Raw genomic sequence first — 17,561 nt, forward strand, 5'->3', positions numbered from 1 at the left:
TCGGGGCTCCCGTGAGTTAGAGTCGGCGGACCGCCGGCCGTAAGGCCGTTGGCGGCGCCCCATCTGTCACGGTTACCTGAGAGCTTGATCCGCTGCGGATCTCGCAACGGACTATCCCCTTCGGTGGACGTCACGATTGCCTGAAATCGCGTCGTCTCTCTCCAGATCGTCCTGACGAAACGGTCCTTTTGCCTGAGAGTTTCCGGGGCGGTTGCTCCGTCGGCGCCGCAACGAAGGCTGAAAGCCTTCGCCGCGATCTCTCCCGCATCATCGCGTGGACGGCCGAGCAGTACGATACGCCTCATTTTTAGACAAGGCTAAATTTCGACCGTGACTGCCGACGTATTGTGCAGTGCAAATTCGATTCAATTACTCCAGAGTCGCCAGCAGACCTGCCATCAGCCGGCCGCGCTCGACCAGGCTATCGACCTCGATGAACTCCTCCAGCGTGTGGCCATTGCCGCCGCGGACACCGAGGCCGTCGAGCGTGGGAATTCCCATCGCGCCGGTGAAGTTGCCGTCGGAGCCGCCGCCGGAGCTGGCATGCGGTAAGTCCGCGCCGAGCGATTTGGCGATGCCGCGCGCCTTCTCATACAGCGCCATGGTACCCGCATCCGGCTCCCAAACCGGACGCGTCACGCCGCGCGTGACCTTGAACGTGACGTCGTTGGTGGTGCCCGACAGCGCCAGCATCCTCTCGACACCGCGGTCGAGATCGGCCTGACGCTTGGCCATGGAGAGCGCTTCGCCGGTTGCGGTCGTCGCAACGCAATTGACCCATTGTCCGCCGTGGACGACGCCGACCGAGAAGGTGCAGTCCTCCGTCGTCATCGCGTCGATCGCGAGGATCTGCCGCGCCATCTCGCGGATCGCCGAGCGTCCGGCCGACAACGTGGCGCCGGCGTGGCTCGGCCGTCCCGTCGCCTCGAGATTGAAGCGCGCGATGGCGTAGCGTCCGGTCGTGACGCCGTTGTCGGCGCGGCCGGGCTCCGGCACCAGCACGTATTTGTTGCGCGCCGCTTCCGCCTCGATGATGTCCCGCGTCGAAGGCGTGCCGACTTCCTCATCCGGCGTGAACAGCACGGTGATCGGCAGCGGTGTGGTGAACGAGGCGCGCGCCAGTTGCCGTATCGCTTCCAGCGAGAGGTAATTGCCGCCCTTCATATCGTAGATGCCGGGGCCATAGCACTTGTTGCCCTCGCGCCGCCATTTCAGCTTCTCGATGGTGCCGACCGGATGAACGGTATCCATGTGTCCGGCGATCAGGATGCCCGGCTCGCCCTGCTTGGGATGAGGAAAGCGCGCGCGGATGACGCCACCAAAGCCCTGGCGGCCGGCAATGCGCTCGATCGTCGCACCCATGATCGCCATATCCCGCGCCGCGATATCGAGCATGCGGTCCACGGCGCCTGCATCCCAGGTCGGACTCTCGCATTCGACCCAGCCGCGCAGGCCCTCGAGCATCGCCTCGGAATCAAAGGGAAGATTGGCAGGATTCATCTCAATGTCTCTCAAGCTTCGAAAGATGGAACGCGCATTGCATCGGCGCGGGGCAGGACAAGCGGAGGGTGTTGTAGAGCCAAACCGATCTTTGTGGAGCCCGTGCGCGCGCCGTGAGGGGCTGCGACGAAACCGGATTGACGCGCTCGGCACTGTCTGCAAGTCTCAAAAAGATAAAGGCATTGCATGAGGTTAGTTCGCCCAACGAATGAACCGCATGCTCAACCAATGACCTGCCTTTGAACAGTTTCACGTCAGGAGAACTTTCTATGTTCCACTTCATGCGCCGGGGGCGTCGCGCGTTCGCCTCCAAACTTGCGCTGTCGGTCGTCGCGCTTTCGACCGCGCTGGCCTCGCCAGTGCTTGCGGCCGGCAAGACCATCACGGCGGTGATGCATTCGGATCTGCGCATCATCGACCCGATCTTCACCACGGCCTACATCACGCGCGACCATGGCTACATGGTTTACGACACGCTGGTGGCGCCGGATTCGAGCTTCAAGATCCAGCCGCAGATGGCGGACTGGAAGATCTCCGACGACAAGCTCACCTATACCTTCACGCTGCGCGACGGCCTGAAATGGCATGACGGTGCGCCGGTGACGGCGGAAGACTGCGTTGCTTCGCTGAAGCGCTGGGCCGCGGTCGACGGCATGGGCCAGAAGCTCATGGACTTCACCGCGAGCATCGAGGCGACCGACGCCAAGACCATCACGCTGAAGCTGAAGGAGCCCTACGGCCTCGTGCTCGATTCCATCGGCAAGCCGTCCTCGCGCGTCGCCTTCATGATGCCGAAGCGCCTCGCCGAGACGCCGCCGGACAAGCAGATCCCGGAGCAGATCGGCTCGGGTCCCTTCAAGTTCGTGGCATCGGAATTCCAGCCCGGCGTGAAGGCGGTCTACGTCAAGAACACCGACTACGTGCCGCGCAAGGAGCCGGCGAGCTGGACCTCCGGCGGCAAGGTGGTGAAGGTGGATCGCGTCGAGTGGATCACCATGCCGGACTCGCAGACCGCAGTGAACGCGCTGCAGTCTGGCGACATCGACTTCATGGAGAACCTGCCGTTCGACATGCTGCCGGTGCTGGAAGCCAACAAGGAGCTCACGATCGAGGTCTCCAACAAGTTCGGTTTCCAGACGCTCGGCCGCATGAACTTCCTGCATCCGCCGTTCGACAACGTGAAGGTGCGGCGAGCTGCCCTGCTGGCGATGAACCAGAAGGACGTTCTCGATGCACTCGTCGGCAACGCCAAATATCAGAAGATCTGCGGCGCCTTCTTCGTGTGCGATACGCCGCTCGCGACCGACGTCGGCGCCGAGACTCTCATCAAGGGCAACGGCATGGCCGCAGCCAAGAAGGCGCTTGCCGAGTCCGGCTACGACGGCACACCGATCGTGATCATGGCGCCCGGCGACGTCACGACGCTCAAGGCGCAGCCGATCGTTGCAGCCCAGCTGCTGCGCGAGGCCGGCTTCAAGGTCGACCTGCAAGCGACTGACTGGCAGACGGTGGTGAGCCGCCGCGCCAGCCAGAAGCCGCCGAAGGAGGGCGGCTGGAACATGTTCTTCACCAACTGGGTCGCGGCCGACGTTGCCAACCCGATCGCCAATCTCTCGATCGGCGGCCAGGGCAAGAAGGGCTGGTTCGGCTGGGCCGAAGACCCCAAGATCGAGCAGCTCAAGGACGCTTTCGTCCGCGCATCCTCGCTCGACGAGCAGAAGAAGATCGCGGCCGAGATCCAGCAGGAGGCGTACGATCAGGTGATCTACATCCCGCTGGGGCAGTATCTCCTGCCGAGCGGCTGGCGCAAATCGCTGACCGGCCTGCTCGACGGTCCGGCGACGCCGCTGTTCTGGAACGTCAGCAAGTCGGAGTAGGCGAGGCGTTCTCGCCGCGACCTTCGTCCGGATCGCCACGCGGCGCCGCTGATATCAGCGGCGCCGCCCGCCAGGAAAGAGTCCAGGGGAGCCCGATGTTCCAACTCATGAGGGGGCGTTGCGCGTTCGCCTCCAGACTTGCGCTTTCGGTCGTCGCGCTTTCGGCTCTGGGCTCGCCAGTTCTTGCTGCGGGCAAGACCATTACCGCCGTGATGCACTCGGATCTGCGCGTCCTCGATCCGATCTACACGAGCGCCTACATCTCGCGTGATCATGGCTACATGATCTTCGACACGCTGATCGCGACGGATTCGAACTTCAAGATCCAGCCGCAGATGGCGGACTGGAAGATTTCCGACGACAAGCTCACCTATACCTTCACGCTGCGCGACGGCCTGAAGTGGCATGACGGTGCGCCGGTGACGGCGGAAGACTGCGTCGCTTCGCTGAAGCGCTGGGCCGCGGTCGACGGCATGGGCCAGAAGCTCATGGACTTCACCGCGAGCATCGAGGCGACCGACGCCAGGACCATCACGCTGAAGCTGAAGGAGCCCTACGGCCTGGTGCTCGATTCCATCGGCAAGCCGTCCTCGCGCGTTGCCTTCATGATGCCGAAGCGTCTCGCCGAGACGCCGTCCGACAAGCCGATCCCCGAGCAGATCGGCTCGGGTCCCTTCAAGTTCGTGGCGTCGGAATTCCAGCCCGGCGTGAAATCGATCTACGTCAGGAACACCGACTACGTGCCGCGCAAGGAGCCGGCGAGCTGGACTGCCGGCGGCAAGGTGGTGAAGGTGGACCGCGTCGAGTGGATCACCATGCCGGACGCCCAGACCGCGTTGAACGCGCTGCAGTCGGGCGACATCGATTTCATGGAAAATCCCGCCATTGAAATGTTGCCCGCCATCGAAGCCGACAAGGGGCTCAAAACCGAGATCCTGAACAAGTTCGGATTCCAGACGGGTGCGCGGATGAACTTCCTCCATCCGCCATTCGACAACGTCAAGGTTCGCCGCGCGGCACTCCTGGCGGTCAAGCAGAAGGACGTGCTCGATGCGCTGATCGGCGATCCCAAGTACTACAAGACCTGCGCCGCGATCTTCATCTGCGACACGCCTTTCGCGACCGACATTGGCGGTGAGACCCTCGCGAAGGGCGGTGACATTGCTGCGGCCAAGAAGGCGCTCGCCGAGTCCGGCTACGACGGGACACCCGTCGTGCTCATGGCGCCGGGCGACGTGTTGACGCTGAAGGCTCAGCCGATCGTGGTGGCCCAGCAACTGCGGGAAGCCGGCTTCAAGGTCGACCTGCAGGCCACCGACTGGCAGACGGTGGTGAGCCGGCGCGCCAGCCAGAAGTCCCCGAAGGAGGGCGGCTGGAACATGTTCATCACGAACTGGGTCAGCGCCGACGTGGTCAACCCGATCTCCAACGTCGCCGTCGGCGGGCAGGGCAAGAAGGGGGGCTGGTTCGGCTGGGCGGAGGACGTCAAGGTCGAGCAGCTCAAGGATGCCTTCGTTCGCGCGACCTCGGCGGAGGATCAGAAGAAGATCGCGGTCGAGATCCAGAAGGAAGTCTACGATCAGGTGCTCTATGTGCCGCTCGGCCAGTATCAGGGTCCGAGCGCATGGCGGAAGTCGATTAGCGGCGTGATCGACGGTCCGGCGACGCCGGTGTTCTGGAATATGGACAAGTCGGAGTAGGACAGGACCGAGTAGGCAAAGGGTGCGTCTCGCTCCCTTTCGTGCCAACGAACGCGGCGCCGCTGTCATCAGCGGCGCCGTTTTCGTTTGTCGGTTTCGCGTCGGCGCTGCGGATGATTTCGGCGCCAGCCGGCGCGAGCGACTGAGCAGGCGTCGTGCTCAGCAGTGGCTATCGCGTACCCCTTCGAGCCCCTCGCTCGCAAGCGGCGTGGTCAAGGTGGCCTGCTCAGCGCGCGGTTCGGAACGTTCCGTCTTCTGCCGTTCTACCTCGGCGTGGTCTTCGCGGTGTTCCAGTTCCATTGCAGCGCCCTTTCGAATTGCTGCAGGACAACATCGAGGCCGGCGCGTGGTTCCCTAAAGCGCCATGCGATTGGGATGAAGCGTCCGGATCATGGTTTAGGCAGGGCGATGATGCGGCTTGAACAGCCGTCCCTTCTCGACCACCAGCACGATCGCAAGCGCGGCGAGGGTCGACAGGAAGAAGCCGATCGAGAAGGGCAGCAGCGTGCCGTCGAAGCTCTGCCCGATCACCATGCCGACCACGATCCCGATCAGCGTCGTGATCGAACCGTAAAGCGATGAGGCGGTCCCCGCGATGTGTCCCTGCGGTTCCATCGCGAGCGCAGTGAAGTTGGCGACCATCATGCCGAACGAGAACATCATCAGGGCGGAGAGCACCATGAACAAGGCGAGCGGCAGCACGCCGAGACTTTCCGTCAGCAGCATCACGCCGGCCACCACCGTGTAGAGCGTCAGCGCGCCGTGCGAGATCACGCGCATGCCGAGCCGCCCGACCAGCCTTGCATTGAGGAAGCCGGCAATGGCGACGCCGACCGCGACCGCCGCGAAAGCGAGCGGGAAGTAATGGCCGAGGCGATAGATGCCGGTGAAGACCTGCTGGGCGCAGAACACGTAGGCGAACAGTGCGCCCATCACGCTGCCGGCAGCCGTGGCATAGCCGATGGTCTGGCGATTGGTCACGGTCTGCCGGAACGCCGAGAGCACGTCGGCCGGTGCCAGTGACCTGCGCTCCGACTCGGGGAGCGTCTCGGGCAGCCGCAGCACACACCATGCGAGCGCGAGGAGCCCGTAGAGCATCAGCACCACGAAGATGCCGCGCCACGCCGTCACCAGCAGCACCGCCTGTCCGAACGAGGGCGCGATCACGGGCACCGCGATGAACACCATCATCGCGAGCGACATCACGCTCGCCATGCGGCGGCCGACATAGCAGTCGCGCACGATCGAGGTCGCGATCACGCGCGTCGCCGCGGTGCCGAGCCCCTGAAGCGCGCGCGCCAGCAGCAGCGTCTCGAACGAGGGCGCCGCGACCGCCAGCACGCTCGCGACCGCATAGACTGCCATGCCGCCGAGCAGCACCGGCCGGCGGCCGAAACGGTCCGACAGCGGCCCCATGACGAACTGTCCGGCTCCGAAGCCGATCAGGAAGGTCGACAGCACCAGCTGGAGATGGTTCGCGACGGGAATCTGGAAGGCGGTGCCGATGTTGGGTAGCGCCGGCAGCATCATGTCCATCGCAAGCGGATTGAGCGCCATGATGGACGCGATCACGATGACGAATTCTGGAAATCCCATCGGGCGGTGTCCCGCGGACACCCAATCGTCGGCATTGACGTCAGACAAGAATCTCACCCCTGAAATCGAGCGGCTTTATCTCCGTTCATGCTGCGTTGCACAACCCTCGTTTCGGGATAGCTGGCAGGCGGAGCAGGGGCGGACAAGACTTTGTGAGGGCCGTCGGAGCTCACGGCAAGGAGCTCAGCGGGTGCTGCGGGCCCGCTCGATCACGTCGAGCGCCAACTGTCCGGCGGCATCGACATAGGCGAGATCGCGATGGAGCAGCATCACGGTCGTGGCGCCGTCGAGCAGGATCACGAGCTGGCGCGCGAGTGCCATTGATCTCCTTTGCGGGAGAATCTGATCGAGCAGTTTTGTCCTGCTCTCCACCGCGCTCAAATGCTTCTGGATCGGACGAATTCGCACGGCGCGAAAGCGCCTTGCAGGACGTCATGGATCCACCGCGCGGTCGTCTCCGGGCCGCGCACGGCCTGCGCCATCAGCTCCGTTGGTGCGGGCAGCCGGGGTCGAACCGGCACAGCGCTTGCGCACCGAGGGATTTTAAGTCCCTTGCGTCTACCAATTCCGCCATGCCCGCTTGATCCAACGAGATCAAACACTTAAGTCCATCTCCGGCCATCTGGAATTGGCGCGTTGGGACCCGGAGGGACGGTTCTTCCTTAAGCGAGCCGGACGCACAAGGCAAAGCCTCAATCCGGACATCTGTTGTTGCTTTAGGCATTCTCAATCCACGGGGACTATTCATCCGGCATGGCTGCTTCGTTTTCCTCTTCGCTGCGCGGCTTTGGCGCGCTCCTCATGCTGCTTGTCGCCGGCGCCGCGCTCTCCGGCTGCGCCGGCATAAGCGAGACGATCGCACCGGCCTTTGCCGATCCCGCAAGATATGAATTGTACGACTGCAAGCAGCTGCAGACCGAGCGCAAGGCGCTCGCCAAGCGCACTGCCGATCTGCAGAGGCTGATGGAGAAGGCCGAGACGGGGGCAGGTGGCGCGGTCGTATCCGAGCTTGCCTATCGCAACGACTATATTGCTGTGCGCGGGCAGTCGCAGTTGTTGGAAGAGGCTTGGCGCCGCAACAAGTGCCGGGAGATGCCTGAGGCGACGCCGCCTGCGGCGGAGCCGCCATCACCCGCTGGCAAGCCCGCTTCGACATCCGGAAAAAGGTGATCTGCCGAGGCGTCCGCGGACCGCGCTTCGCATCAGGGACGCCAGCTATAGATCCAGTCCTGCCGCGCCAGCATGCGCTCCGGGCCGAGCGCGCGGATCGCAAGGTCGCGTGCGAGCGCGAGCGGCCCGCCGAGATGATAGATCCTGCCCTGCTGCCGCGCGGTCCGCTGCACCCGAAGGACCCGCGCCTGGCGGGCACGGCCGTATTGCGTCAGCGCGGCGGCGATGTCCTTGGTGCTCTCGGTGGCCTCAGGGCTCAAATGCCGGGCGAGCACGGCGGCATCCTCGATCGCCATTCCGGCGCCCTGGGCTGCAAAGGGCAGCATCGCATGCACGGCGTCGCCGAGCAGCGCCACCGGGTCCTTGCTCCAGGGGCAGCCGTCGGGCACGCCGAACAGCGCCCATTTCCGCCAGCTCTCGACCGGGGCGAGCATCATCCGCGCAGCCGGCGGCCAGCGCGGGGCGGCAAAGGCGTCCATCACCTCGACGGGATCGCCGGGCGTGCTCCAGCCCGGCCGGTTCCAGGTGCCGGGCAGCACCGCGACCACGTTGATCTGGCGTCCGCCGGCAATCGGATAGGCGACCAGATGCGCGTTCGGCCCCATCCAGAGCTGCACCCGGCGCGCGGCATAGTCCTTCGGCAGTTGCGCGGCATCGAGCGTGCCGCGCCAGGCGATCAGCCCGGAGAAGCGCGGCTGCACCTCGGGGAACAGATGCTGGCGGACCGTCGACCAGATGCCGTCGGCGCCGATCAGGGCGCTCGCGAGATCGCTGCGGCGGATCGTGCCGCTGCGATGGACGACGGTGAGGCCCTTGGCGTGGGGCGCGACGTCCTCGAAGGTTGCACCCAGCTTCAGGTCGATGTCGGGATGATCGGCGACAGCGCCCGCCAGCGCGGATTGGAGGTCGGCGCGGTGCACCACCCAATACGGAGCGCCGGCCCGCGCCGAAGCAGCCTCGCCGAGCGGCATGCGCAAGAGCTCGCCGCCGGCGCGCGCGCTCATGATCGAGACCGCTTCCGGGGTTACCGCGCGCGCCTTGAGGCGTTCGGTCAGGCCGAGCTCGACCAGGACGCGGCTGGCATTGGGGGAGAGCTGCAGGCCGGCGCCGACTTCCTCGAGGCGCTCGGCCTTTTCCAGCACGACGATGCGGAAGCCGCGGGCCGCGAGCGCAAGCGCAGCCGTCAGGCCTCCGATACCGGCACCGGCGATGACAATCGTTCGGGAGAGCGCCACCCCTGACCGATGGAAGCGGTCAGGCCACCTTGTCCTTCAGGACGCATTCCGGCGGGCGGGCTTCGCCCGCCTTCAGGTCGGCCGCGAAGCGGTACAGCGTCGAGCAATAGGGGCAGATGATCTCGTTGTCGTTGCCGAGGTCGAGGAAGACGTGCGGATGGTCGAACGGAGGGTTGGCGCCCACACACATGAACTCTTGCGAGCCGATCTCGATGACGGGGACACCGGCATCGTTATGGAAGTGCGGGACGACATGATCGGACATCGTAACTCATCCTGGAGTGGCAATGGCGGCAGACACAATCAAGAACTGACGCGGCATCTTTGAGGCGCCGCGGACCATACTTACGGGTGCAGATGATTGCTAGTCCAGTGGAACCGAAAGGTTCGCAATTGCCCCATGCTCATTTGCTCATGCAAATTCGACACAATCTTGAGGCCTGAGAGAAGCCCTTCTTTCGTCGGGGACGTTGTGTCGCAATTTTGGCAAACTATCTCTATGGACGACTGCAAGTTGCGACGAAGGACGAATCGTCAGGCGCAAGCGACCCGAAGGGACCATCCAGGCATTCCGCATGAAGTGGCTGCGAATCAGCACAGCGTTGACCGGTATCGCGGCGTGCAGCTTCATGCTCGTGCAGGTCGCGCCGCATGCCCGTGAGGCCGGCGCGATCCTCGCTGCCCAGGATGATCCTTCCGCGCTGTCGGAGCTGAAGCTCGATGCGCTGCTGCGGCGGAACGACCGGCTGGTTCAGGACAATATCGAGGCCGCGCTCGCCGCCGGCGATGCCGATCTCGCCGACAGTTTCGTTGCGCTGGCGCGCGATCGCAACATCGCGCTCCCCGACGACCTCCTGAACCGTGTCAGTGACGCCGTCAAGGCGGAGAACTCCACCTCGCATTTCGCCAAACGCTTCGCCACCGGTCTCGTCACCGGCAACGCCGACGACGTCGCGAGCCTGTCGGGAACGGTCGCCGGCGATCTGTTCGTGTTCGGCGACATCAGGGACGTGGTGCGCGAGGGCAAGCATCTTGCCATGGGCGAGGACACCGACCGTCTCGTGCTCGGGCTTGCGGCTGCCGGCCTTGCGGTGACGGCGGCAACCTACGTGTCCGTCGGCGGTGCCGCGCCGGTGCGCGCCGGACTGACGCTGGTGAAGGATGCGCGCAAAGTCGGACGGCTCGGCGAGGGACTGGCCGCATGGGCCGGCCGGTCGGCGCGCGAGGTCGTCGACACGCCGACGCTCCGGAACGCGGTGGTATCAGGCTCGGTGCTGCGGCCGGGCCAGACCATGAGCGCGATCAAGGCCGCGTTCCGGGCCGAGAAGGCCGGTGCGCTGGTTCGGCTCGGCAAGGACGTCACGCGCGTCGCCGAAAAGACCGGCACGCGCGGTGCGATGGACACCTTGCGCATGGCCGAGGGTCCCAAGGACCTCGCGCGCGCGGCGCGGCTTGCGGAAGCGCAGGGCGGCAAGACGCGCGCGATCATGAAGCTCCTGGGCCGGGGCGCACTGCTGCTCCTCGGCGGCGCGTTCGATCTGGCGCTCGCGCTGTTCGGCGCCGCACTGACGCTGTTCGGCCTTCTGTCCTCCATCAAGGCGACGACCGAGCGCCTGACCCAGGCCTGGTGCGATCGCAGGCGGGCGCGGCGGCTTCGCCGGGCGCAGATCGCGGCTGACGCCGCTTTGGCGGATGCGGCCCTCAGGGCCTAAATCGCGATGGGATCGAGGTAATTCGTCGCCGCCGCTGTGGGTCATTGTTTGAGCATGATCTTCGCGCAAATGCGGTCCGCGTTTGTCGCGCGGAAAAACCGCTGCACACAATTCCGGATCATGTCTAAGATCAACCTTCCCCCCAGAGACCCCACGGAACTGATGATGCCGAGCTTTCACAACGGCGCCGTTGAAATTGCCTATCTCGACGAAGGCGAGGGCGATCCGATCATCCTGGTGCACGGCTTTGCCTCCAGCAAGAACGTGAACTGGGTCTATCCGACCTGGGTTTCGGAGCTGCGCAAGAACGGCCGCCGCGTGATTGCGCTCGACAATCGCGGCCACGGCGAAAGCGCGAAGCTCTACGAGCCAGAACAGTACTCGATCCCGACCATGGCCGGCGACGTGCTCGCGCTGATGGATCATCTCGCCATCCCGCAGGCCGACATCATGGGCTATTCGATGGGGGGACGGATGACGGCGTGGCTCTCGCTCAACGAGCCGCAGCGCCTGCGCTCGGCGATCCTCGGCGGCATCGGCATCGGCGGCCTGATCGAGGGCACCGGACCCGGAGAGAACGTGGCGAAAGCGCTGGAAGCGCCGGAGCTCGAGGACGTCACCGATCCCGTCGGCCGCACCTTTCGCGCGTTTGCCGATCAGACGCGCTCCGACCGCCGTGCACTCGCCGCCTGCCTGCGCGGTACGCGAGATCTCATGACGAAGGACGAGGCTGCGCGCATCGAGGTGCCCGTGCTGATCGCGGTCGGCAGCGCCGACGACGTCGCCGGCTCCGCCAGCGCGCTGGGTGCGATCATCCCGGGCTCGGAAGTGCTTGATATTCCCAATCGCGACCACATGCGTGCGGTCGGCGACAAGGTCTACAAGACCGGCGTGCTCGACTTCCTCTCACGCCGCGGCTGAGCCGGCAAAGGGCCAAGAGGGGTCTTCGCCCACCAATTCCTGGAACCTGGAGCTCAGTTGCTTGGCGCCTGAATTTCGGTGACGGCCGATGCTTCACACCGACTTGTCGCTGAACGCGGCGGGAAGCGTGGTGAGGAACGACATGACGCGCTGTGTACGCAGGGGCGGGCGGCGGCCCGAGGTGCGCAGCATCCATAGAGGTTCCCCAGGCGCGCGCCAGGGCGCCAGCACTTCGACCAGTCGGCCGGTGCGAAGGTCTTCGTTGACGAGCCACGCTGGCCCCCAGCCGACCCCAAACCCATTCGCGATCAAAGCGAGCGAAGCGTGCGCGTCGTCGCAAATGTGCTTGGGCTTGGGCGCGACGCGAATGGGTCCTTTGCCGCGCGGGTCGGCGAAGCGCCAGGTCAGGATCTGACCGCTCGCGGGATTCCGGAAGCCGACATGGTCGTGCGCGGAAAGCTCGTATGGAGTCGCCGGCGCGCCGCGCGCCTTCAGATAGGCGGGCGAGGCGCAAGCGATCCAGGAGAACGTGCAAAGCCGCCGCGCCTGATGGCCCGGCGCGCGGTCGAGCGGCCCTGAGCGGATCGCGACGTCGACGCCTTCCGCCGCGAGATCGAGAATCTCGTTGCGGAATTTGACCTCGATCTCGATTTCCGGCCGTTCCCGCAGGAACGCGGGCAGTCGCGGCAGGATGCAGGCGCGCGCGAACGAGGCGGGGGCGGTCACGCGCACCCGTCCGCCATCGTCGCGCGCGACTTCGCCGAGCGCGGATTGGACACGGGCGAGACTTTCGACCAACGCGCGTCCCGCCGTCATCAGCCTGTCGCCCTCGTCGGTCAGCGCCAACGAATGGGTGGAGCGATGCAAAAGCCGCAGCCCGTGAGCCTGTTCGAAGCGGGCGACCGCCTTGGACATCGCCGAGGTGGTCGTCCCCGCCCGCCGCGCGGCTTCGGCGAAGGAGCCCGCCTCGACGACGCGGACGAAGGCGAGAAGACGCGAGAGATCGGGAGGCAAAGCCGTTGTGGACATGGAGTCCATATAGTCATGGCTGCGGGGTCACTACAAGAGCCAGGCCCGAACGGTTAATCACGAAGCGCCAGCGCGCAGTCTGCGACGCCAAAACGCGGGAAGTCCGATGAACCCTATCGAAATCACTCTGCAAGCCCTTGACGCCGCCGAGCGGGCGATCCCATCCGGCCAGCCGGTCTTTATGCTCAATCTGCTTCGCTACCGCGCGCAGGCGCGTTACGAGGACGGGTTCGACGCCGCGCCCTGTACGGGCCGCGAAGCCTTCAATGAACGCTACAGGCCGGCATTCCGGCGTTTCGCGGCCGGCAAGCCGCTCGCGCGGATGTTCTCTGGCCCGGTCCTGACGAGCCTCGTCGGCTCGCCAGGCGAACGCTGGGACGAAGCGGCGATCAATGAATACGCCGATTTCGCCACCTTCCGCGCGATCGTCGACACCGAGACCTACCGGCGCGAAGTCGCTCCGCATCGGCACGCGGCGCTCGAAGATTTCCGGTTGTTCGCGCTCGCCAAGGCGGTGTGAACGCATTGAGGCGAGGGCCTGCGCATTCGCCTTAAGGAGCTTCAGCTTCAGTGATCCGGGATTTGTCTTCGAGCACCTGCTGGCATGCTCCATTGCGGTGACCGTGCACAAAGTTGGCGCTGATCAGCGCTCCGGATAGCCGCGCCGTGCGGAGATTAGTGCACTGTCACCGTATTCTGAAATGTCCCATCACAAGAGGGCATCCGCTCCCTTCAGGGTAGGCCGTCCACTCCTTCATGCGCAGAGATCTGGAGCCCTCTAAGGGCGCTGATGAGACGTCGGTTCGAAGCGAGTAGGAACGTCGGCAAAGGGCTAAATGCTGGCGTCTCGCCGTTCGGTTCGAGCCAACCAGTCAGTTGTTTGCAGGCGGCAGGAGTTGTTCGTCAGTAGTCTCCGATGTCCGTTTTAGGTGCGTTGCACCGCTCGCGGTCCAATCACAGCAGCCACGAGTTGCGGCCAAAGATTGAAGAAGAAGACGTAGATGATCGCAACGGCCCACCCGTAGATCATGCTGGCGACAAGGCCGTAGATGAGGCTCCCGACCGCAATCGTTTTGAAACCGGGAAAGACAATCGGGAGGAGTTCATGGCCCTTCAAGTCCGGGAAGGCCAACCAGAGAAGCACGCATAGAACGTAGATCACCTGAAACAGCATGCAAGTTGCGAACATAGTTCGCACATAAGGGAGCTTTGCCATGCCAGTTACTCCTATAAGGAGGGCGCATCATCGGTGCGGCACGCCACCGGTTCTCATGCCGCTTACTTTTTGTCGCCCATGTGATGCGGTGTCGATGTTGCTGGTCCGCCGGTGTAGTGATGTCCGCCGGACTGGCCGGTGGTCGCCTTTCCGGTAGTTTCCTTCTTACCCATGTGATGAGGCACTTCGGTCTTCGGCCCGCCCTGATAGTGGTGACCGCTCTTTTCAGTGTCTTTCGTTGCGGTCTGAGCCATTGCGGGAGCAGGTAGGAGAGAAGCGAGCGCCAGCACAGCGAAAAAATTCTTGGCAGTCATGGACGTTCCTCCGGTTGAGACAGACCTGTTGAAATTCCATTAAACAACAGTCCTGAGATCGCGATTTGATGCACATCAACGCTGCCGTTGCCGACCGTTACGGGGAACCGCAGTTTGACGTGCATCAAGATTATTCATGCGAGATCTGCGAGACTTGGTTTTGGCCCTGTTCGCCGATCAGGCAATGGTGCCGTCTTGAGGTGCTCCGATGACCTTGCCAGACCATGCCCACGATCAGGCCGGAGTACGCCGGGGCCTGTCGCGCAATTCTCTAACCGTTGTGGGACTTGCCGTTATCGCGGCTATCGCGGGCGCGCTGCTGTTCACCCAGCATCAGGCCCATGTGCTTGGCGCTCTGCTCTGGTTGCCTCTCCTAGCTTGTCCGCTCATGCATTTTTTCATGCACGGCAGGCATCGTGGAGGTGGGGACCACCGGCACCGTTGACATGACGGAGCCGGATGCGCAGCAGGGAATTCGGCTGGCCTTTCTCGTCGATCCTTCTGGGACTTTCCGGAATCATCCTGATCGTGGTCGGCTGCTACTTCCTTTTCCTCGGCCCGCGGCCCGCGTTGCTGCCCGAGGACGTCCGCTACATGTCCGCTTAGGGGCACGAGCGGACGTGCAAGCGGCCCGCTCGAGAGCGCCCGGAGCCGGCCAAGGGCTGTTATCGGACTCTGGTTCTTTGCCGACTCGGAGAGGCTGTTGAACGCCAAGTCAGTTCCGGGTGTTCCTTTTCGATGAAAGCGATTGCTGCTCGGACGAATCCAAGCGCGATGTCGCTTCACCCCAGTCTCATCGCGCTTTGACGTCCTCGCCGATACGGCGCGTCGCGGCGATCAGCACCACGAACGTCGCAACCCACACCATCCGCGCGCCGTAGCGGTCGTGCGGGCCGGAGATCACGCCGCAGATGAAGGCGTTGCCGAGCAAGGCCAGCGTCACCGTCGCGGCCAGCAGCGTCAGGTCGTCCAGCCGGCGCTTCGCCAGCGCATGCGCGAGCAGAAGGACCAGCCCCAGCATCGAGGCCAGCGCGACGGGCACATGCAGCCAGTTGACGTAGTCGAAATCGATGTCCCAGTGCTGCTGCCGCGCCGCCCGCATCGGCGCGACCTGGGAGGGGATGTAGCGCTCAATGATGCCGTAGGTGTGCGGAATCCAGCCATTGGTGCCTTCGCCGGTCGCCACATGCAGCAATTGCTGTCCCATCGCGCGCAACGCCGCGCCGGCTTGCCAGGCCGGATAGTCCGCGAGCGAATGCACGACGATGTAGCCCATCTCCTCGTTGAGCCCATCGAAGCGGCCGAGCGTGTTGAACATGCTCTTGCCCCACAGGAATTCGTCGGCGCTCGCCGGCAGCTCGTTGCGATAGGGGCAGAGCTTGTAGCGTTCGCGCGGGCAATGGTCGTTGAGATAGCGCGCAACGATGCCATCCTGCAGCATCCGGCCGAAGGCGACGCCGTAGCCGCCGGGCGTCCAGGCCAACTTGCCGGACAGCGCGTAATTCGCCGACACCAGCATCAGGCCGCCCGCAACGATGGTGAGGCTCGCCTGTGTCAATCCGGCAAGCGGAAGCCGCTTGCCCACGAACGGCCGCGCTATCCAGCCGGCGGCGCAGAGACCGAGCAGCACGCCGAGCGTCGCGCTGTGGGTCGCGGCCGCAAAGGCGGTGAAGGCGAACAGCGCGACCTTTTCGAGCCGTGACGTGCGCTGTCCTCCGATGACCAGCAGGAACAGCGACAGCACCGAGAGTCCTGCAAAGATGTCGGTGAGCAGCAGGCTTGCAAGCCAGGGCAGCGCGGTCGACAGGATCAGGCCAAGGCTGATCGCGACGAAGCGGAAGGTCTGCATCATCGAGAACAGACGGAGCGTGAGCTGCAGCAGCCACAGCGTCGCCAGCGACTGGACGGCGAGATTGATCCAGAAGCCAAAACTCTCGCCATAGTGCAGATAGAGGCCGAACACCGTGGAGCGGCTTGGGACGAGATAGCCCTCGTACCAGCGCGCCAGATAGCCGCCGGTATCCCATTGCAACAGCGGATAGCCGTTCCAGAACGCCGGCGCGATCATCAGGAGGGGCAGGGCCGCCGCCGCGAGCCGAAGCCAAAACGTATCAGCGGCGCGTGCGCGCAATTGATCGGTGGTGATGGTCAAATCGGTTCCGTGCCCCTCGTTCGGACCTGGCCTGCAATAGCTGCTCGGAGAGAATTCACCAATAGTTTGATGCCGCCCCGCTTGAATTTGGCAGAACTCTGACCACTTTGAGCCGACCTTGCCGCTTGGGGGCGTCAGAAGAAATGCTTGTGTTTCAAAGCCTTGGCGTGCCCCCGCGGGGCAAGGTGCTGTTCACTCTCAGGCAAGCCCGTCAGGACTTTGTCGCCTAGACTGTGCTATACAGCCGGTAAAAGAGGCCAATTCGAGAGAGCAAATCGCATGGCAGTGCATCAGGTCAATCCGGGAGGAAAGCTCGCATCGCTCGATCCGATCTGGGATCGGATCCGGGGCGAGGCGGAGGACATCGTCCACCGCGAGCCCGAGCTTGCGACCTTCATCTATTCGACGGTGCTGCACCACAGCCGCCTCGAAGACTCCGTGGTCCATCGCGTCGCCGACCGCCTCGATCACTCCGCGCTGTCGGGCGATCTGGTGCGCCAGACCTTTGACGAAGCGCTGCGCGACGATCCCGATCTCGGCAACGCCTTCCGCGCCGATCTCGTCGCCGTCTACGATCGCGATCCCGCGACCTCGCGCTTCATCGATCCCTTGCTCTACTTCAAGGGCTTCCACGCCATCCAGACCCATCGCCTCGCGCACTGGCTCTATCTGAAGGGCCGCAAGGACTTTGCGTATTATCTGCAGAGCCGCGCTTCCGCGGTGTTCCAGACCGACATCAATCCCGCCGCGCGCATCGGCCGCGGCATCTTCCTCGACCACGCCACCGGTTTCGTCTGCGGCGAGACCGCGGTGATCGAGGACGACGTCTCGATCCTGCACGGCGTCACGCTCGGCGGCACCGGCAAGGAGAATGAAGATCGTCATCCGAAGATCCGTCACGGCGTCCTGATCGGCGCCGGCGCGAAGATCCTCGGCAACATCGAGATCGGCCATTGCGCCCGCATCGCTGCCGGCTCGGTCGTGGTCAAGCCGGTGCCGCACAACGTCACGGTCGCAGGCGTGCCCGCCAAGATCGTCGGCGAAGCCGGCTGCGCCGAGCCTTCGCGCACCATGGATCAGATGATCAACGCCATGGGGCTTTGAGACCGTGGTTTGACGTTGCAAAGGGCCGGATTCTC

General features: G+C 64.4%; 18 protein-coding genes, 1 tRNA gene and 2 riboswitches. Of the genes, 9 read left to right on the top strand and 10 right to left on the bottom strand.

The features are described from left to right. Positions 1–61: 61 nt before the first annotated feature. A riboswitch (glycine riboswitch) is annotated at positions 62–167 on the bottom strand. A 3-nt stretch (positions 168–170) separates the two neighbouring features. Continuing rightward, positions 171–275, bottom strand: a riboswitch (glycine riboswitch). A 94-nt stretch (positions 276–369) separates the two neighbouring features. Further along, on the bottom strand, positions 370–1,500 hold the full coding sequence (locus AC1RQP_RS27435) for a M20/M25/M40 family metallo-hydrolase (protein ID WP_492939567.1): 1,131 nt from the start codon (positions 1,498–1,500) through the stop codon (positions 370–372). A gap of 269 nt (positions 1,501–1,769) precedes the next feature. Here AC1RQP_RS27435 and AC1RQP_RS27440 point away from each other — a divergent pair, with 269 nt between their 5' ends. Beyond that, the gene (locus tag AC1RQP_RS27440) at positions 1,770–3,377 is read left to right on the top strand and encodes an ABC transporter substrate-binding protein (RefSeq protein WP_239624819.1); all 1,608 of its coding nucleotides are present in this window, start codon (positions 1,770–1,772) and stop codon (positions 3,375–3,377) included. Positions 3,378–3,472: 95 nt separating this feature from the next. After that, positions 3,473–5,077, top strand: coding sequence for an ABC transporter substrate-binding protein (locus AC1RQP_RS27445; RefSeq protein WP_239624817.1), 1,605 nt, complete (start codon positions 3,473–3,475; stop codon positions 5,075–5,077). Between the two features lie 396 nt (positions 5,078–5,473). Here AC1RQP_RS27445 and AC1RQP_RS27450 read toward each other — a convergent pair whose 3' ends face one another. The 3 genes from AC1RQP_RS27450 to AC1RQP_RS27460 all read right to left on the bottom strand — a co-directional run bounded on the left by AC1RQP_RS27450 (position 5,474) and on the right by AC1RQP_RS27460 (position 7,253). After that, on the bottom strand, positions 5,474–6,721 hold the full coding sequence (locus tag AC1RQP_RS27450) for a multidrug effflux MFS transporter (RefSeq protein WP_239624816.1): 1,248 nt from the start codon (positions 6,719–6,721) through the stop codon (positions 5,474–5,476). Between the two features lie 135 nt (positions 6,722–6,856). Continuing rightward, entirely contained in the window at positions 6,857–6,994 is a 138-nt protein-coding gene (locus tag AC1RQP_RS27455) for a hypothetical protein (RefSeq protein WP_239624814.1), read from the bottom strand. 170 nt (positions 6,995–7,164) lie between these two features. Next, positions 7,165–7,253: transfer RNA gene (locus AC1RQP_RS27460), tRNA-Leu, on the bottom strand. 173 nt (positions 7,254–7,426) lie between these two features. Between AC1RQP_RS27460 and AC1RQP_RS27465 the strand changes: the two genes are divergently transcribed. Then, the gene (locus AC1RQP_RS27465) at positions 7,427–7,843 is read left to right on the top strand and encodes a twin-arginine translocation pathway signal (protein WP_492939570.1); all 417 of its coding nucleotides are present in this window, start codon (positions 7,427–7,429) and stop codon (positions 7,841–7,843) included. Positions 7,844–7,875: 32 nt separating this feature from the next. Here the strand turns inward: AC1RQP_RS27465 and AC1RQP_RS27470 are convergent, their stop codons facing one another. After that, a complete protein-coding gene (locus AC1RQP_RS27470; RefSeq protein WP_492939572.1) occupies positions 7,876–9,078 on the bottom strand; it encodes an FAD-dependent monooxygenase in 1,203 nt (400 codons plus the stop codon). 19 nt (positions 9,079–9,097) lie between these two features. Then, positions 9,098–9,343 carry a zinc-finger domain-containing protein gene (locus tag AC1RQP_RS27475; protein WP_007602543.1) on the bottom strand — a complete coding sequence of 82 codons (246 nt, stop codon included), beginning with the start codon at positions 9,341–9,343 and terminating at the stop codon, positions 9,098–9,100. A gap of 310 nt (positions 9,344–9,653) precedes the next feature. Between AC1RQP_RS27475 and AC1RQP_RS27480 the strand changes: the two genes are divergently transcribed. Together AC1RQP_RS27480 and AC1RQP_RS27485 are read left to right on the top strand one after the other, a co-directional pair. After that, on the top strand, positions 9,654–10,790 hold the full coding sequence (locus tag AC1RQP_RS27480) for a hypothetical protein (protein WP_492939574.1): 1,137 nt from the start codon (positions 9,654–9,656) through the stop codon (positions 10,788–10,790). Positions 10,791–10,955: 165 nt separating this feature from the next. Beyond that, positions 10,956–11,711 carry an alpha/beta fold hydrolase gene (locus AC1RQP_RS27485; RefSeq protein ID WP_492939576.1) on the top strand — a complete coding sequence of 252 codons (756 nt, stop codon included), beginning with the start codon at positions 10,956–10,958 and terminating at the stop codon, positions 11,709–11,711. 93 nt (positions 11,712–11,804) lie between these two features. Here AC1RQP_RS27485 and AC1RQP_RS27490 read toward each other — a convergent pair whose 3' ends face one another. Beyond that, positions 11,805–12,740 (bottom strand): LysR family transcriptional regulator, encoded by a 936-nt coding sequence (locus tag AC1RQP_RS27490; RefSeq protein WP_492939578.1) that lies wholly within the window; start codon positions 12,738–12,740, stop codon positions 11,805–11,807. A gap of 106 nt (positions 12,741–12,846) precedes the next feature. Between AC1RQP_RS27490 and AC1RQP_RS27495 the strand changes: the two genes are divergently transcribed. Next, positions 12,847–13,260: a hypothetical protein gene (locus tag AC1RQP_RS27495; protein ID WP_492939580.1), complete on the top strand. Its 414-nt coding sequence runs from the start codon at positions 12,847–12,849 to the stop codon at positions 13,258–13,260. A gap of 405 nt (positions 13,261–13,665) precedes the next feature. On the opposite strand, the gene AC1RQP_RS27500 is transcribed toward AC1RQP_RS27495, so the two are convergent. Beyond that, entirely contained in the window at positions 13,666–13,956 is a 291-nt protein-coding gene (locus AC1RQP_RS27500) for a hypothetical protein (protein ID WP_239624804.1), read from the bottom strand. 62 nt (positions 13,957–14,018) lie between these two features. Then, the gene (locus AC1RQP_RS27505) at positions 14,019–14,270 is read right to left on the bottom strand and encodes a hypothetical protein (protein WP_492939582.1); all 252 of its coding nucleotides are present in this window, start codon (positions 14,268–14,270) and stop codon (positions 14,019–14,021) included. 208 nt (positions 14,271–14,478) lie between these two features. On the opposite strand from AC1RQP_RS27505, the gene AC1RQP_RS27510 reads away from it, so the two are divergent. Both AC1RQP_RS27510 and AC1RQP_RS27515 read left to right on the top strand, forming a co-directional pair. Next, positions 14,479–14,715 carry a DUF2933 domain-containing protein gene (locus AC1RQP_RS27510; protein WP_239624801.1) on the top strand — a complete coding sequence of 79 codons (237 nt, stop codon included), beginning with the start codon at positions 14,479–14,481 and terminating at the stop codon, positions 14,713–14,715. A 14-nt stretch (positions 14,716–14,729) separates the two neighbouring features. After that, positions 14,730–14,876 carry a hypothetical protein gene (locus tag AC1RQP_RS27515; RefSeq protein ID WP_492939585.1) on the top strand — a complete coding sequence of 49 codons (147 nt, stop codon included), beginning with the start codon at positions 14,730–14,732 and terminating at the stop codon, positions 14,874–14,876. A gap of 187 nt (positions 14,877–15,063) precedes the next feature. Here the strand turns inward: AC1RQP_RS27515 and AC1RQP_RS27520 are convergent, their stop codons facing one another. After that, positions 15,064–16,422, bottom strand: a complete 1,359-nt coding sequence (locus AC1RQP_RS27520) for a hypothetical protein (RefSeq protein WP_492939586.1) — start codon at positions 16,420–16,422, stop codon at positions 15,064–15,066. A gap of 279 nt (positions 16,423–16,701) precedes the next feature. Here AC1RQP_RS27520 and cysE point away from each other — a divergent pair, with 279 nt between their 5' ends. Then, positions 16,702–17,526, top strand: a complete 825-nt coding sequence (gene cysE / locus AC1RQP_RS27525; RefSeq protein WP_028180886.1) for a serine O-acetyltransferase — start codon at positions 16,702–16,704, stop codon at positions 17,524–17,526. Positions 17,527–17,561: the final 35 nt, after the last annotated feature.

The organism is Bradyrhizobium sp. GW821-FHT13H06 (assembly GCF_058803975.1).

Excerpts from the sequence above, each read along its gene's own strand:
- AC1RQP_RS27445 (WP_239624817.1), top strand. The coding sequence starts at position 3,473 with ATGTTCCAACTCATGAGGGGGCGTTGCGCGTTCGCCTCCAGACTTGCG.
- AC1RQP_RS27435 (WP_492939567.1), bottom strand. The coding sequence starts at position 1,500 with ATGAATCCTGCCAATCTTCCCTTTGATTCCGAGGCGATGCTCGAGGGC.
- AC1RQP_RS27475 (WP_007602543.1), bottom strand. The coding sequence starts at position 9,343 with ATGTCCGATCATGTCGTCCCGCACTTCCATAACGATGCCGGTGTCCCC.
- AC1RQP_RS27515 (WP_492939585.1), top strand. The coding sequence starts at position 14,730 with ATGCGCAGCAGGGAATTCGGCTGGCCTTTCTCGTCGATCCTTCTGGGA.
- AC1RQP_RS27485 (WP_492939576.1), top strand. The coding sequence starts at position 10,956 with ATGCCGAGCTTTCACAACGGCGCCGTTGAAATTGCCTATCTCGACGAA.
- AC1RQP_RS27465 (WP_492939570.1), top strand. The coding sequence starts at position 7,427 with ATGGCTGCTTCGTTTTCCTCTTCGCTGCGCGGCTTTGGCGCGCTCCTC.
- AC1RQP_RS27490 (WP_492939578.1), bottom strand. The coding sequence starts at position 12,740 with ATGTCCACAACGGCTTTGCCTCCCGATCTCTCGCGTCTTCTCGCCTTC.
- AC1RQP_RS27440 (WP_239624819.1), top strand. The coding sequence starts at position 1,770 with ATGTTCCACTTCATGCGCCGGGGGCGTCGCGCGTTCGCCTCCAAACTT.
- AC1RQP_RS27455 (WP_239624814.1), bottom strand. The coding sequence starts at position 6,994 with ATGGCACTCGCGCGCCAGCTCGTGATCCTGCTCGACGGCGCCACGACC.
- AC1RQP_RS27495 (WP_492939580.1), top strand. The coding sequence starts at position 12,847 with ATGAACCCTATCGAAATCACTCTGCAAGCCCTTGACGCCGCCGAGCGG.
- AC1RQP_RS27510 (WP_239624801.1), top strand. The coding sequence starts at position 14,479 with ATGACCTTGCCAGACCATGCCCACGATCAGGCCGGAGTACGCCGGGGC.
- AC1RQP_RS27480 (WP_492939574.1), top strand. The coding sequence starts at position 9,654 with ATGAAGTGGCTGCGAATCAGCACAGCGTTGACCGGTATCGCGGCGTGC.
- cysE (WP_028180886.1), top strand. The coding sequence starts at position 16,702 with ATGGCAGTGCATCAGGTCAATCCGGGAGGAAAGCTCGCATCGCTCGAT.
- AC1RQP_RS27500 (WP_239624804.1), bottom strand. The coding sequence starts at position 13,956 with ATGGCAAAGCTCCCTTATGTGCGAACTATGTTCGCAACTTGCATGCTG.
- AC1RQP_RS27505 (WP_492939582.1), bottom strand. The coding sequence starts at position 14,270 with ATGACTGCCAAGAATTTTTTCGCTGTGCTGGCGCTCGCTTCTCTCCTA.